Genomic DNA, 14572 nt, shown 5'->3' with positions numbered 1-14572 from the left:
CCGAGTGCGATTGGATGCAGCGAACGAAAGATGGACGTTCGCTATGCGAGAGTCGCGATGCGATCGATCGTCAGGTCGAACGCATCTGGCCGGTTGCGAGCACGGGTCCGGTCGGGGCGCCCGTCGGCGAGCCGCCGGGGGGTTCGTCGGATACGGCGAGCACGGCCTGCGCGCTGAGTTGCGCGACGATCTCGGGCGGCAGCGTCATCGTCGCGGGACGATCGGGCGGGAAGACGCCGAGGGCAATCGGCTTCGCGTTCGGCGGAATCAGCCACAGTTCCGTCGCGCGATTCGCGGGGATCGTGACGTGCGACGCGGGCACGACGACCATGCGCGCGCGCCGCACATCGACGGTCGCGGTCCAGTGCACGACGCCGTCCTTGCGCGCGATCGACGCGACCATGTACTCGCCGGAGACGGCTGCCGTCGTCGGCGTTTGCGGGGCTTGCCGCAGCAAGGTGAAGGTCACGCCGAGCAGGACGAGCGCGGCGACGCTCGCGCCGATCGTCAGCCAGCGCCACACGTTCAGGCTGTCGCGCCAGCGTTCGCGTTTCGGCTGCGGCGCGATGAATCCCAGATCGCGGCGGATGCGCGTCCACACGCGCGGCGGCGGCGCGATCGCGCGGACATCGTCGGCGAGCGGGGCAAGACGTCGCTGCCAGTCATCGAGCGTGTGCCGCAACGCGGGATCGCGCGACACGTCCGCTTCGAGCGCTGCGCGTTCGTGCGCGTCGAGCACGCCGAGCGCATATTCGGCGCAGCGCAGATCGTCGTCGTCGCGAGCGGGCGTGTTCATTGTTCGAGGCAGGTCTTGAGCTGCATCAGGCTGCGGCGAATCCAGCTTTTCATCGTGCCGAGCGGCACGGCGAGCCTTTGCGCCAGTTCGTTGTACGTCGCGCCGGTGAAGAACGCCTCGCGGATCGCGCTCTTCTGCTGCGGCTCCAGCCGGTCGAGACACGATTCGAGCCGCCGCCGTTCCTCGCTCGATTCCGCCGCGGCCGCGGGCGTGGGCGCTTCGTCGGCGATGTCGGGCGCATCGCCTTCGCCAAGCAGTTCTTCGCGATGCTGACGCATGCGGTCGATCGTGCGATTGCGCCCGAGCGCGACGAGCCATGTCATCGCGCTGCCGCGTGCCGGATCGAAGGTATCCGCGCGACGCCAGGCCGTGGCGAACACTTCCTGCAGCAGGTCTTCGGCTTCGCCGCGATCGCGGATCATGCGCACGATCACGCCGAACACTCGCGCCGATGTCGCGCGATACAACTCGGCGAACGCCTGTTCGTCGCCCTTCGCGACGTTCGTGAGCATCTCGTCGATGCGCTCGCGGGGCAGGCGTTCGATATCGCCGGAGTAGGTGTCCGTCATGTGCAGGCCAGGTGTCTCGCGGTGCAATCCCTATTTGTGCGAAAGCATCGTTCCACGGCAACCCGACGCGAGACACCGGCACGCATAGAGCCGCTTGAGCGCCGCGGTGCGCCGGCCATCGACGGTCAGGCAATAGTCGATGAACAACTCCTGGCCTTTGCCGATCGGCCGGATCGCGCGGATGAACACGCGCTCGCCGTCCTGCTCCGCTTCGCAGTTCGGCGCGCAACTATGATTGAGCCAGCGCGCGGAATTGCCGCCGCGCGCGCCGTCGATGACCGTGCCGTCATCGAGACCGAAGAGGAAGGTATGACCCTCTTCCGCGTTCGATTTCGCGTGCATGCGCTGCGCCTCCTTCCACGACAGGCGCAGACCCTTGTATTCGAGCAGCAGCGCGCCCGTGGGAAGGTCGGCGAGAGCGAAAACGCCCCGGCCATGAACGGGCGATGTCCGGACAGTGATTCGACGCATGGTGTGGCGGGCCGCAGTGAGGAGGTTGAATATTTGAGTGCAGGCGTGAGCATCGTTATGATGTGGCCGTCATAAATCGTTGTCACGTCCATGCCCGCAGTTTCTCCCCGCAAGAGCAGGAAGCGCAAGCCATTACGCGGCTCGCTTGCGCGATATCGCAACCGGATCGTCGAAGTTCTCGGGGAGGCGCGCGGCCAGCGCGTGATGATACGGTCGATTCATGACGACGGCGTGGAGCGGCGCACCGCCGTGAAATGGATCAACCTGCTCCCGCTCGAAACGGAGTTGTTCTAGCGCTACCGGATGTCGCGCTTCTGAACGATGCGGCTCACCACCACGAGACAAACCGCGAGCAACACGCCGACATAGCCCACGACGGCCAGCCATCCGCCGTGCTGCCAGAAAGATCCGCCGATCGATCCGAGCACGCTCGACCCGACGTAGTAAGCGAGCAGATAGAGCGATGCCGCGTGACCCTTGGCACTGCCGGCGAGTTGCCCGACCCATCCGCTCGCGACCGAATGCGTGACGAAGAAGCCGATCGTCACGAGCACGATGCCGACGATGATCGTCACGAGCGCGCCCGAAAGCGTCAGCGCGAGACCCAGAGCGAACAGCACGACACCGCTGACGAGAACCGGCGCTCGTCCGAACCTGTCGGCAAGCGCGCCCGCCGTCGACGACGACACCATCCCGAACAGATACGCGCCGAAGATCAGGCCGCATGCGGTCGCGCTCAGGTTGAACGGCGGCGCGACAAGACGGAATCCCGCGTAGTTGTACACGGTCACGAACGCACCCATCGCGAGAAAGCCGATGGCGAACACGAGCGGCAGAAGTCCGTGAAGCAATTGCGCTTTCCACAGCTGAAAATGATGCCGAAGCGTGAGATCGGTGCGTTTGACGAAACGCCGTGACGGCGGCAGCAGCATCACGAATGCGATGGCCGCGATCAGATCGATGACGCTGATCGTCCACATCGCCGTGCGCCACGAGAAATATTCCTCGAGCGCGCTCATGCCGATCCGCCCGATCATGCCGCCGAAAGCCGTGCCGCCGACGTAAAGGCCCATCGCGAAGCCGAGCCCTTCGGCTGCGATTTCTTCGGCGAGATACGCCATGGCGACGGCGGGCACGCCGCCAAGCGCGAAGCCTTCGAGCGCGCGCCATACGAGCATCGCGTCCCAGTTCGACGCGCTCGCCGCCAGCAGATTGAACACGGCCGCCGATGTCATCGATGTGAACATCAGCCCGCGCCGCCCGACGCGCTCGGACAACGCGCCCGCGCACAGAATGGACACCGCGAGAAATCCGGTCGAAACCGACAGCGACAGCGAACTCGCCGCCGCGCCGATATGAAACTCGCGCGCGAACGCCGGAAGCAGCGGCTGGACGCAATAGAGCAGCGAAAACGTCGAGAAGCCCGCGAGAAAGAGCGCGAGCGCGATGCGCCGATACGCGGCCGAAGCAGGAGAAATGCCGCTGGGAAGCGGGCGCGTCGCGGCGGTGCGTTCGTGGGTCGCCGACGGTGAAATCGAAGGGGAGGACATGGGCGTCGCCGGTTGAGAAGTAACCGGATTCATTCTTGCCAATGCGCGCTCATATGTCCAATATATGAAAGTATGCCCGGCAATATCTTTTAGCACTGGCTCGATCGTGTTCATGCAAAAGGAACAAGAAAATGGAGCTTCGGCATCTGCGTTATTTCCTGGCCGTGGCCGAAACCGCGAATTTCACGAAGGCCGCCGAGATGCTCGGCATCGGCCAGCCGCCTCTTTCCCAGCAAGTGAAAGCGCTGGAGCAGGAACTCGATGTCGTGTTGTTCAAGCGCACCGCGCGCGGCGCGGAACTGACGCTGGCCGGACGCGTGTTCGCCGACGAAGCGCGCCGCGTGCTCGACGACGCGCAACGCGCAGCGCGAGCGGCCCAACGCGCGGCGCGGGGTGAAACCGGACATTTGCGCGTCGGGTTCACGGGCACGGCGGCGTTCAACGAGCGCGTGTCGGCGCTGATCCGCAAATTTCGCGAAGCGTATCCCGATGCGGAACTGACGCTGCACGAAGCCGCTTCCGGCGTGCTGCTGGACGAGATCGAAGCGGGGCAGCTCGATGTCGCCATCGTTCGTCCGGAGCGTCGCGTCGCGGACGTCGTGCAGCAGCATGACTGGGACGACGAGCCGATGTTCGTCGCCTTGCCTGTCGGTCATCGGCTGGCTTCGCGCCGGCGCATCGAGTTGGCGGAACTGATCGACGAACCCTTCGTGCAAGTGCCGCGCGCGGCGGGCGGCACGCTGTTCGACGACATCGTTGCCGCATGCGCCGCGGCGGGTTTCGAGCCGCGTCTCGCGCAACCCGCGCCGCAGATGGCGTCGGCGGTGACGCTCGTGGCGGCGGGGCTCGGCATATCGATCGTGCCGAAGGCGATCACGCAGGTGCGCGTCGCGGGCGTCGTCTACCGTCCGATCGTCGCGCGAGGCTTGCGCGCGCGGCTCGCGCTGGCGTCGCGGCGCGACGATCCATCGGCGGTGGTGCGCAATTTCCTCGCGCTTGCGTAGTTCAGTTCGTCAATAGTCCGCGCGCCTGTTCGAGCAACGCGGCGGCGGCGAGAAATTCCTTGCGGCCCGCCATCGTGAGCGCGGCGATCGCCGTGTCCTTGAAAAGCTCGTCGTTCGACGTGACGAGCGCGCCCGCTTCCCCGATTCGTCCCTGACGCAGCCGATAAAACGCCAGCATCTCGAACGCCTGCGCGCGCCGATCTTTATCCGCGCCCGACGCAACCAGTTGCGCCGCGCCGACCAGTTGTGCCAGCGCGCTTTCGTAGTTTGCCCGTTCCATCGTCGCGTTTCTCCCGAATCGTTGCCAATAATTCTCGCGCGTTTTGGTTCAAACTATCGCATCCGATACCGAACCGAAACAACGAAGGAGACGACGCATGGCAGTAAGCGAAGCAGTGATGGCATTGCGTGAAGCGCTCGGCGCACAGGTCGTGGCGCTGCCCGACGAATTCGGCGACCGGCGCGTCGCCGACTGGAGCGGCATGCCCGGCGCGACGCCGCTCGCGATCATCCGTCCGCGCGATACGAATGAAGTCGCGCAGGCGCTCGCCATCTGCTCGGCGCACAAGCAGCCGGTCGTCACGCAAGGCGGATTGACCGGACTCGTCGGCGGCGCGAATCTGCTCGGCGGCGAAGTGAGCCTGAGTCTCGACCGCATGAACCGCATCGTCGAGATCGACGCAATCTCGGGGACGATGACCGTCGAAGCCGGCACGCCGCTGCAAGTCGTGCAGGAAGCGGCGAGCGCGGCGGGCTTCTACTTTCCGCTCGATCTCGGCGCGCGCGGCAGTTGTTCCATCGGCGGCAATCTCGCGACGAACGCGGGCGGCAACCGCGTCATCAAGTACGGGATGATGCGCGATCAGGTGCTCGGCGTCGAAGCGGTGCTCGCGAGCGGCGAGATCGTCGGCGGGCTCAACAAGATGATCAAGAACAACAGCGGTTACGACTTGCGCCATCTTCTGATCGGCAGCGAAGGCACGCTCGCCATCATCACGCGGGTCGTGCTGCGCTTGCGTCCAAAGCCCACGGCGACCGCGACCGCATGGTGCGGCCTGCCCGATTTCGCCGCGGTGACGACGCTGCTCACGCGCGCGCAGGCGAGCCTCGCGCCGGGCGTGTCCGCGTTCGAAGTGATGTGGGCCGGCTATCACGATACGGTCATCGCGAATCTGAAAAACCTGCGCGCGCCGCTCGCCGATGCGCATCCGTTCTACGTGCTGCTGGAAAGCGTCGGCACCGATCCCGCGCGGCACGGCGAAGCGTTCGAGGAATTTCTCGGCGGCATGCTCGAAGCGGGCATCGTGACGGACGCGGCCATTGCATCGAACGAAGCGCACGCGCGCGATTTCTGGGCGATCCGCGATGCGCCCGGCGAATACGATCGCTTCATCCCGAACTACGCGGCGTACGACGTGAGCTTTTCGATCGCGCAAGTCGGCGATGCGGCCGCGCAATGCGAAGCGCGTCTGCGCGCGCGCTGGCCGGGCGCCATCGTGATGACCTACGGCCATCTCGGCGACGGCAACATTCACATCGTCGTGGATATTCCCGGCCGGGGAAAGCAGGATCACGACGATGTCGATGCCGTCATTTACGACGTCACGCGCGAGTTCGAAGGATCGATTTCGGCGGAGCACGGCATCGGCGTGAAGAAGCGCGAATACCTTCATCTCGCGCGCCGCGCAGCCGATATCGCGGCGATGCGCGCGATCAAGGCATCGCTCGATCCGCACGGCCTGCTCAATCCCGGCAAGGTGTTCTAGCCGCGCTTGTGCGAATGCCGGTGGTGAATGTCGGGGAAGTGCGCGTGCGAGTGCGTGATCGGCAGATGCGCGTGCGGATGCGTGTGCGGTTCGTCGCCGGAATACGGAAAGTCGTGCGTATGCCGATGATGCTCGTCATGCACATGCCGATGCGTATGTTCCAGGCGCTCGTGCGTGTGCTCGTGCTCGTGCCGTTCGCGTACGTGCAGCCACACGCCGAGCGTCATCAGCGCGGCGGCGATCCAGAACGGCATGCCCGGCGTTTGCGGCCAGACCGCGAGGGAGAGCGCGACGCCGAACACCGGCGCGACCGAGAAGTACGCGCCGGTGCGCGCCGTTCCGAGATGCCGTAACGCGATCACGAACAGCACGAGGCTCACGCCGTAGCCGCCGAAGCCCGTCGCCATCGCGGCGATGACGATAGGCGGCGCGGGCAAGTGCGCGCCCATCGCGAATGCGATGCCGAGATTCGTCGCGCCCGCGACGAGCCCTTTCGCGCAGGCGATGACCATTGCGTCGGCGGTCGAGATCTTGCGCGTCAGATTGTTGTCGATGGCCCAGCACAGGCACGCCAGGGCGATCAGGATCGCGCCGGTCGTCGCATGGGCGGCGCCCGGTTCCCACGCGAGCACGACGCCGCCCGCGACGATCGCGGCCATGCCGAGAAACACGGATACATCGACGTTTTCCCGAAAGACGATCCACGCGATCGCCGCCGTCAGCACGCCTTCGAGATTGAGCAAGAGCGAGCTCGTCGCGGCGGGCGTGCTGGTCAGGCCGAGCATCAGCAAGGCCGGCCCCGCGACGCCGCCGAACGCGATCGCGCCGCACAGCCATGCGATTTCCCGAGCGCGCATGCCTTCGGTTTTTTCGCGCCAGATTCCGCGCGCGAGCAGAATCGCGCCGAGGCCGACGCCGCTGCCGAGATAGAACAGGCCCGCGACCATGAACGGCGGCATCGGGCCGAGCAGCGCTTTCGCGATGGGCGTGGTCGCGCCGAAGAGCGCGGCCGCGGTGAGGGCGACGAGAATCGCGGTGAATCGGCTTTGCATGAAGGGACCGTGGAACGCATCGTGACGTCTCGAAAGTGTAGTTCACATGGTCTGACGCCCGCCGCGCTCTCATTCTTTGCTCATTTTCGCCGCGCAGAATGCCTCCATCGACGAACAACGCAGCGCGGGAGACGAGAAATGAAGACGATCCGACATGTGATGGTGGGCGTGAAACTCCTTGGCCTCGTGACGGTGGCGCAGGCGCATCCGTTCATCGGCGTGGGCATTGTGGGCGGGCCGCTGTTCCCGGTCGCATCGAGCGCGCAGAGTGCGCCGCCGCTGCCGGTCTATGCGCACGCGACGGATTCCGGCCCCGCGCCGCTGCCGCCCGATGCGCCGCCGGTGCGGTACGCGCAACCGGCCATCGGCAATATCTCGGCGATCATGGGGCACGCGAACGCGGCAGGCGTGTGAATCGCGCTCACATGAAAGTCAAAACGATTCGTTTGTGCCGATTCGCGCGCGGCGTTAGCCTGAAACGATGAACAGCACAATCGACTACGCAGCCATCGCCGATGCCGCGCGCGATGGCTACATGAATCGCGTCATCGCGAACGTCAACGATCACGACGTCCATATCAGCGTGATGGACGCGCCGTATCGATGGCACTTTCATCCGAACTCCGACGAGACTTTCGTGGCGGTCGAAGGCACGCTCGTCATCGAGTTCGAGGAAGGCGCCGTCGAATTGCGCGCCGGGCAATTGCTGACCGTGCCCGCGGGCAAGCCGCATTGCACGCGCCCGGGCGGCGCGCGTTCGGTGAATCTGACGATCGAGAAAAAGGACACGCAAACCGTGTTCTGCGACGCGCCCGCCTAACGCGCCGCACGCGTTTCGAGATGCTCGACGAGCCGCCTCGCGGCCGGCTGCAAGGCGTCGAAGTCGCGAAAACATACGACGAAGCGGCGCTTCGCGAACGCATCGGAGAGCGGCACGGCTTCGATGCCGAGCGCCTGCCGATACGTTCCGGCGACTTCCATCGGCACGACGCTGATGCCGAGCCCCGCCGCGACGACGCGAAACGCCGCATCGAAACTCGACACGATCACGCGATACGACATCGACTTGCCCGCTTGCGCCGCCGCGCGCTGGAGCATCGTATGCACGGCGGTCGCGGGCGGCAGACCGACGTGCTCGAATTCCAGCGATTCCTCGAAGCTCACCGAACGCCGCTTCGCGAACGGATGATCCGCCGGCACCGCGAGCGCGAGCCGGTCGTGCCGATAAGCGCGATGTTGCAGCCCGTGCAGATCGACGCTGTCCCAGCACACGCCCACCGACGCCACGCCTTCGCGCAACTGCCGCACGAGATCGTTCGATAGCCGTTCTTCGACATCGACCTTGATGTTCTTGTTGGACGGCTCGCGCATGAACGACGCGATATCGTCGAGCAACGCTTCCGCAATCGCCGATGCCGACGCGCAAATGCTCACGCGCCCCATGAGACCGCCGCCGAACGCGGCGACGTCGTTGGCGATGCGTTCCATCGTGAACAGCACGCTGCGCGCGTGTTCGAGCAGCGCGATGCCCGCGGGCGTCGGTTCGACGCCGCGCCGCGAGCGCGACAACAACGGCACGCCGAGCGATGTTTCCAGTTGCGCGATGCGCTTGCTGATCGCGGATGGTTCGATATGCGCCTCGTGCGCCGCGCGCGCGATGTTCTGGTGCTCGCAGACCGTCACGAAGAGACGCAGCGTTTTCAGATCGATATCGCGCATGTGACTGGATTCCTCTGACGTTCCGAACGGGAAGCATGAGCTTTCCAAATTACCGCTTTTAGGCCATTTGCGGAATCTCTAAAGTCGAGACCATACACATAAGACCGGAGACAAAGCCATGCCCGCGTTCCCGCAGAACGCCGTAATCCGCGAAGTCGGCCTGCGCGACGGCCTGCAGAGCATTCGCACGATCGTGCCGACCGAACGCAAGATCGAATGGATCGGCGATGCCTACGCCGCCGGTCAGCGCGAAATCGAAGTCGGTTCGTTCGTGCCCGCGCGCCTTCTGCCGCAACTCGCCGATACCGCCGAACTCGTCGCCTACGCAACGACGCTGCCGGGCCTGCTGGTTTCGGTGCTCGTGCCGAATCTGAAAGGCGCGGAGCGCGCCATCGAAGCGCACGCCGATCTGATGCTCGTGCCGCTTTCCGCGAGCCGCGCGCACAGTCTCGCCAATCTGCGCAAGACGCCCGAGGAAGTCGTCGATGAAGTCGCGCGCATGCGTGCGGCGCGCGATGCGTCGGGCGCGAAGACGCTGATCGAGGGCGGCATCGGCACGGCGTTCGGCTGCACGATTCAGGGCCGCGTCGATCACGCCGATGTGCTGCGCTACATGCAGGCGCTGCTCGATGCGGGCGCGGACCGCGTGAGCATCGCCGATACGGTTGGATACGCCGGTCCGCGTGCGGTGCGCGAGCTCTTCGAGAAGGCGCGCGACATCGCCGGCGAGCGCTTCTGGTGCGGCCACTTTCACGACACGCGCGGCCTCGCGCTCGCCAATGTCTACGCCGCGCTCGAAACCGGCGTCGCGCGTTTCGATGCGACGCTCGCGGGCATCGGCGGCTGTCCGCATGCGCCGGGCGCGAGCGGCAACGCGTCGAGCGAAGACCTAGCGTTCATGCTCGCCGATATGGGCATCGAGACCGGCATCGATATTTCAGCGTTGCTGGACGTGCGCGCGAAACTCGCGCGCTGGCTCGACGGCGAAACGCTGCACGGCGCGCTCGCGCTCGCGGGCTTGCCGGTCAATCACGAATCGAAAACTGCAATCGAAGCCTGAGGACGTCATGAGTCATTCAACCCTGCCGCTCGAAGGCGTGCGCGTGATCGAGTTCACGCATATGGTGATGGGCCCGACCTGCGGCATGATCCTCGCGGATCTCGGCGCGGAAGTCATCAAGATCGAGCCGCCCGGCGGCGACAAGACGCGCAATCTGCCGGGTCTCGGCATCGGCTTCTTTCGCTCGTTCAATCGGAACAAGAAGAGCGTCGTCATCGACATCAACACGGAAGAAGGGCGTGACAGCGCGCTCGAACTGATCGGCGCATGCGATGTGCTGCTCGAAAATTTCCGCCCCGGCCTCATGACGAAGCTCGGTCTCGACTACGAAACCTTGTCGAAGGCGCATCCGAAACTGATCTACGTGTCGCACAAGGGCTTTTTGCCGGGGCCGTACGAAAAGCGTCTCGCGCTCGATGAAGTCGTGCAGATGATGGGCGGCCTCGCCTACATGACCGGTCCGGCGGGCAGGCCGCTGCGCGCGGGAACGTCGGTGAACGACATCATGGGCGGCATGTTCGGCGCGATCGGCGTGCTCGCCGCGCTGCGCGAACGCGATCTCACCGGACGCGGCCAGGAAGTGCAGAGCGCGCTCTTCGAGAACTGCGTGTTTCTCTCCGCGCAACACATGCAGCAATACGCGATGACGCGCGAAGCGCCGCCGCCGATGCCGTCGCGCGTATCGGCATGGAGCGTGTACGACGTATTCACGCTGGCCGAAGGCGAGCAGTTGTTCATCGGCGCGGTGAGCGACAAGCAATTCGTTACGCTTTGCGATGTGCTCGAACGTCCCGATCTCGCGCAAGCGCCCGAGTTCGCGACCAATGCGATGCGCGTCGCGGTGCGGCCGCAATTGCTCGCGCGGCTCGGCGAGATTCTCGCGGATCACCGCGCCCACGAGCTCGCGCCGAAGCTCGAAGCGGCCGGCATTCCCTACGCGCCGATCATGCGCCCCGAACAGTTGCTCGACGATCCGCATCTGAAAGCGAGCGGCGGACTCGTGCCGATGCAGACCGACGACGGCGGCACGACCGACGTGGTTTTGCTCCCGCTCACGATGGGCGGACGCCGCCCCGGCGTGCGGCAGCCGCTCGCGCGCGTCGGCGAGCACACGGACGAAGTGCTCGGGCAACTGACGAAACGCGTCACGGCATGAGGCATTGCGACAGGCGCATATAAAAAACACGCGCCGTCGCCAACACAGGAGACAGGACAATGCAGCCCACTTTCAGCGCGGTCGCCGAGCCGCTCGCAACGCCCGACGTTCGCGTCGCCACGACGCCCGGCGCGCAAATCTCCGCGCGCATGGATCGACTGCCGATCACGCGGCATCTCTGGATGCTCGTGTTGCTCATCTCGCTCGGCGGCTTTTTCGAAATCTATGATCTGATCTTCACCGGCTATATCGCGCCGGGCATGGCGAAGAGCGGACTTTTGCAGACGACGACGCATGCGTTCTTCGGCTTCACCGGCATTGCGGGATTCATCGCGGCGACGTTCGCGGGCTTGTTCATCGGCACGTTCTTCTTCGGCTGGCTGCCGGACCGCTACGGGCGGCGCAGCGTGTTCACGTTCTCGCTGCTGTGGTACTCGATCGGCTCCGCGATCATGGCGTTCCAGACGAGCCCCGAAGGCGTGATCTTCTGGCGCTTCGTGACGGGCATCGGGGTGGGCATCGAAATCATTACGATCGACAGTTACGTGACGGAACTCGTGCCGCAGCACATGCGCGGCCGCGCGATGGCCTTCAATCAGATGGTGATGTTCGCGGCGGCGCCCGTCGCCGCGCTGCTTTCATACTGGCTCGTGCCGGAAACCGTGTTCGGTCTCGATGGATGGCGCGTCGTCGTGCTCGCCGGTTCGGTCGGCGCGGTGATCGTGTGGTTCATCCGGCGCGCGGTGCCGGAAAGCCCGCGCTGGCTCGCGATGCATGGCCGGCTCGAGGAGAGCGAACGCGTCGTCGGCGACATCGAGCGCGTGGTCGAGCGCGAATCGGGCGCCGCATTGCCGCCGCCCGCGCCTGTCGTCGAGCGGCCGGCGCATCGGCGGGCGTCGCTCGGCGAGCTGTTCGTCGCGCCGTATCGCTCGCGTCTCGTGATGCTCATCGTCTTCAACTTCTGTCAGGCGATCGGGTACTACGGCTTCGCGAACTGGGTGCCGACGCTCTTGATCGGGCAGGGCATTACCGTGACGAAGAGCCTGCTGTATTCGTTCATCATCGCGTTCGCGCTGCCGCTCGGACCGCTCTTCGCGATGTTCTACGCCGACCGCGTGCAGCGGAAGTATCTGATCGTCGGCGGTGCGCTCGTCGTGATCGCGAGCGGTCTCGCGTTCGGGCAGATGAAATCGCCCGTTGCGCTCATCGCGCTCGGCGTGCTGATCTCGCTCGCCGGCCAGACGATCTCGGTCTGCTATCACGCGTATCAGACCGAGCTTTTTCCCACGGCCGTGCGCTGCCGGGCGAGCGGAATCGTCTACTCGGCGAGCCGCGCGGGCGCGATGATGTCGGGCTTCATCATCGCGTCGCTGCTGAAGGATTTCGGCGTGCCGGGCGTGTTCATCGGCATTACGGTTTGCATGCTGCTCGTGGCGCTGGCAATCGGCTTGTTCGGTCCGAAGACCAACGGGCTGCGGCTCGAGGAGCTGAACCGGTGAATCAGGTGACGCGCGCGCGTGCGTTCGAAACGCAGTGCAATCGGACATACTTTCCGGGTCGCGGCATCCTATGCTGAAGCGGGATCAACTCCTGCTGCGCGTCGCTCCAGGCGAGCGACGCGGGCTTGAGTCAAATGAACACGCAACTCAGTGAACAATGCAGGGCGCGGCTGTATCGGCTGAAGTTCGAGACGCCTCTGGAAAGCGTCGCTTTCGTGCTCGCCGATAGCCGCGAGGCCGCTTGGCGCATCGGCAAGACGGTGATGGCGGTGGTGCACGGCGTCGGCATACAGAACGTCTCGCTGCACGATATTCGATCGTTTCGCGAACTCGTGAGCGCTGGCGTCAGCGATGACCAGGACATGCGTATCTTCGAGTTGGCCGTCGCGGGCGGAAAGGTCGCCCATTGGACGCACGCGCCTTACTTCTTCACCGACGACGCCACGCTGCTCGGCAAATGGGCCGAACTGCGCGCCGATCTCGCCGCCGACATCGCGCGCACGGCGCTTCGACGCGCGAAGTAGCAGCGCTTCGAACGGGTATATCTCATGCTGGAAGCACGTCATATCCACGGCGCGTACGGGGTGTCCGGATGATACGGTCGTACAACCACAAGGGCTTCGTGCTCGAAGTCGCGATCGAAACGAGCAGCCGGCTCGTGCCGCCGCCGGGCGAATTGCGCTATCTGGCGATCGTGACGATCAGCCGTTCCGGAAGGCCGGTCACTGCGTTCTCGCCACTCCTGATCGAGAACACACGCTATTCGAATTTCGCATCCGCCGAGGACGCGCTGATGAGCGCGCACACGCAGGCGCGCACGCTGGTCGACGAATGGGTGCGGGCGGCACTATAAATCAGCGCCGCGCGACGAACCCGGATCAGGCAGCGACGCGCCGGTTCTGTTGCCCTTCCTGCGCGTCGGCAGCGGTGGCGAGCGCGTTGTCGAGTAACGCGAGTTTGCGTTGAAGCGATGCTACACGCTGACTTTGCGACGGGACGAGGTCGTACTCCGCGTCCAGTTGCGAAATCCGCATATCCCAATAGCTGGCGGGAAGGCGATCGGAAGCCGAGTTCCCTTCGACGACACTCGAGAGAATCATTTCCAGATGCAGAAGCTCGCGTTCAGCGAGCTGAGCGGGCCGCCGCTGTCGAAATGCTGGGACGGTCGTGGCATTGGCGCTTCTTTTCATGTGGCTATATCCGGCTAAATTTTACAGAGGCCTCTATTAAAGCAAGCAGCGTTCCGCAGAGGCGATTCAAGCTCCTTCAGATTGTTTCGAAATGAAACGAGCAGAACGCCCGGTCCCGTTCTGTGCGGTAGCAAACGTTTGCGCGACGGTTACATTTAGTGAAGAACTTGTTCGCGAATTTCCGAAATTTGCCGTCACAGGACGTAATTTCGTCGCCTGATTTGCCCGTCTATCTCGCGCAAAATTTTCAAAACGTCGAGATATTTAGCGAAACATATCGCGTTACTCATTGATTCGATTCATCTAAATGCGATTCGTTCCGTTCGCGGTGGGCGCGTAACCTTTACGGTCGGCATCAAGAATCGGGAAAATCGTTCGGGTACTTCGGGTAACTGAGTGATTTCGACGGCCGCTGTTCGGAGACCGTCTAAAGCGCTCGGATTAATCGCCGCGTCGGGAATAAAAACGGAGCGGCTCCCTCTCGCGAAACCGCTCCGTGTCCTCGAGATATCTGCGTGGAGATCTTCAGACCCGGGAAGCTTAGCAAAACGCCTCCGCCGCTATAAACCGCATGCGACGCAATGGACTTCTCCAGAATGCGCAGTAATAACGTCGTCGATGTGCAACAGCCATTTGGATTATCTGAGCTCCGAATCGCCGCTAAGCCCTTGACCTTAAAAGATTATGAAGGGATCTGCACGCCGGTTCGCAGAATCAGCAAATGATTATTGCGCCGGATA

The 14572-nt window shown here is 64.4% G+C and carries 18 protein-coding genes; 10 read left to right on the top strand and 8 right to left on the bottom strand.

Annotated features, from left to right (window positions below; all coding sequences use genetic code 11):
* Positions 1-70 precede the first annotated feature (70 nt).
* From BG60_RS17455 to BG60_RS17445, 3 genes are read right to left on the bottom strand one after another with little or no spacing between them, the layout of a single operon-like run.
* Positions 71-796, bottom strand: coding sequence for an anti-sigma factor (locus tag BG60_RS17455; protein WP_008347214.1), 726 nt, complete (start codon positions 794-796; stop codon positions 71-73).
* A complete protein-coding gene (locus tag BG60_RS17450) occupies positions 793-1365 on the bottom strand; it encodes a sigma-70 family RNA polymerase sigma factor (RefSeq protein WP_008347216.1) in 573 nt (190 codons plus the stop codon). Before BG60_RS17450 ends, BG60_RS17455 begins: the two co-directional genes overlap by 4 nt.
* Before the next feature lie 30 nt (positions 1366-1395).
* Positions 1396-1836, bottom strand: a complete 441-nt coding sequence (locus tag BG60_RS17445) for an SET domain-containing protein (protein ID WP_008347218.1) — start codon at positions 1834-1836, stop codon at positions 1396-1398.
* 90 nt (positions 1837-1926) lie between these two features.
* Between BG60_RS17445 and BG60_RS17440 the strand changes: the two genes are divergently transcribed.
* Entirely contained in the window at positions 1927-2130 is a 204-nt protein-coding gene (locus BG60_RS17440; protein ID WP_033535865.1) for a hypothetical protein, read from the top strand.
* Between the two features lie 2 nt (positions 2131-2132).
* On the opposite strand, the gene BG60_RS17435 is transcribed toward BG60_RS17440, so the two are convergent.
* Complete coding sequence (locus tag BG60_RS17435) at positions 2133-3386, bottom strand: MFS transporter (RefSeq protein WP_008347223.1); 1254 nt, start codon at positions 3384-3386, stop codon at positions 2133-2135.
* A 131-nt stretch (positions 3387-3517) separates the two neighbouring features.
* Here BG60_RS17435 and BG60_RS17430 point away from each other — a divergent pair, with 131 nt between their 5' ends.
* Positions 3518-4390, top strand: coding sequence for a LysR family transcriptional regulator (locus tag BG60_RS17430; protein WP_008347225.1), 873 nt, complete (start codon positions 3518-3520; stop codon positions 4388-4390).
* 1 nt (position 4391) lies between these two features.
* Here the strand turns inward: BG60_RS17430 and BG60_RS17425 are convergent, their stop codons facing one another.
* Complete coding sequence (locus BG60_RS17425) at positions 4392-4670, bottom strand: hypothetical protein (RefSeq protein WP_034472215.1); 279 nt, start codon at positions 4668-4670, stop codon at positions 4392-4394.
* 97 nt (positions 4671-4767) lie between these two features.
* Between BG60_RS17425 and BG60_RS17420 the strand changes: the two genes are divergently transcribed.
* Positions 4768-6156, top strand: coding sequence for an FAD-binding oxidoreductase (locus BG60_RS17420; RefSeq protein WP_008347229.1), 1389 nt, complete (start codon positions 4768-4770; stop codon positions 6154-6156).
* Here the strand turns inward: BG60_RS17420 and BG60_RS17415 are convergent.
* Positions 6153-7208 (bottom strand): DMT family transporter, encoded by a 1056-nt coding sequence (locus BG60_RS17415; RefSeq protein ID WP_008347231.1) that lies wholly within the window; start codon positions 7206-7208, stop codon positions 6153-6155. The genes BG60_RS17420 and BG60_RS17415 overlap by 4 nt on opposite strands.
* A gap of 138 nt (positions 7209-7346) precedes the next feature.
* Between BG60_RS17415 and BG60_RS17410 the strand changes: the two genes are divergently transcribed.
* On the top strand, positions 7347-7622 hold the full coding sequence (locus BG60_RS17410; protein WP_008347233.1) for a hypothetical protein: 276 nt from the start codon (positions 7347-7349) through the stop codon (positions 7620-7622).
* Between the two features lie 67 nt (positions 7623-7689).
* Positions 7690-8028 (top strand): cupin domain-containing protein, encoded by a 339-nt coding sequence (locus BG60_RS17405; RefSeq protein ID WP_008347234.1) that lies wholly within the window; start codon positions 7690-7692, stop codon positions 8026-8028.
* Here BG60_RS17405 and BG60_RS17400 read toward each other — a convergent pair.
* Positions 8025-8927, bottom strand: a complete 903-nt coding sequence (locus BG60_RS17400) for a LysR family transcriptional regulator (protein WP_008347237.1) — start codon at positions 8925-8927, stop codon at positions 8025-8027. The two genes, BG60_RS17405 and BG60_RS17400, sit on opposite strands and share 4 nt — an antisense overlap.
* 118 nt (positions 8928-9045) lie before the next feature.
* On the opposite strand from BG60_RS17400, the gene BG60_RS17395 reads away from it, so the two are divergent.
* The 5 genes from BG60_RS17395 (at position 9046) to BG60_RS17375 (ending at position 13495) form a co-directional block, all read left to right on the top strand.
* The gene (locus tag BG60_RS17395; RefSeq protein ID WP_008347239.1) at positions 9046-9987 is read left to right on the top strand and encodes a hydroxymethylglutaryl-CoA lyase; all 942 of its coding nucleotides are present in this window, start codon (positions 9046-9048) and stop codon (positions 9985-9987) included.
* A 7-nt stretch (positions 9988-9994) separates the two neighbouring features.
* The gene (locus BG60_RS17390; protein WP_008347241.1) at positions 9995-11143 is read left to right on the top strand and encodes a CaiB/BaiF CoA transferase family protein; all 1149 of its coding nucleotides are present in this window, start codon (positions 9995-9997) and stop codon (positions 11141-11143) included.
* A gap of 59 nt (positions 11144-11202) precedes the next feature.
* Positions 11203-12642: an MFS transporter gene (locus tag BG60_RS17385; RefSeq protein WP_008347243.1), complete on the top strand. Its 1440-nt coding sequence runs from the start codon at positions 11203-11205 to the stop codon at positions 12640-12642.
* A gap of 134 nt (positions 12643-12776) precedes the next feature.
* On the top strand, positions 12777-13166 hold the full coding sequence (locus BG60_RS17380; RefSeq protein WP_008347245.1) for a hypothetical protein: 390 nt from the start codon (positions 12777-12779) through the stop codon (positions 13164-13166).
* A gap of 68 nt (positions 13167-13234) precedes the next feature.
* Entirely contained in the window at positions 13235-13495 is a 261-nt protein-coding gene (locus BG60_RS17375) for a hypothetical protein (protein WP_008347246.1), read from the top strand.
* Between the two features lie 25 nt (positions 13496-13520).
* On the opposite strand, the gene BG60_RS17370 is transcribed toward BG60_RS17375, so the two are convergent.
* Positions 13521-13832: a hypothetical protein gene (locus tag BG60_RS17370; protein ID WP_075583514.1), complete on the bottom strand. Its 312-nt coding sequence runs from the start codon at positions 13830-13832 to the stop codon at positions 13521-13523.
* Between the last annotated feature and the right edge of the window lie 740 nt (positions 13833-14572).

The sequence above is a fragment of the Caballeronia zhejiangensis genome (assembly GCF_000698575.1).
GTDB classification, from domain to species: domain Bacteria; phylum Pseudomonadota; class Gammaproteobacteria; order Burkholderiales; family Burkholderiaceae; genus Caballeronia; species Caballeronia zhejiangensis.
The sequence above is the reverse complement of the archived record's forward strand: the minus strand, read 5'-3'. Positions and strand labels throughout refer to the sequence as shown.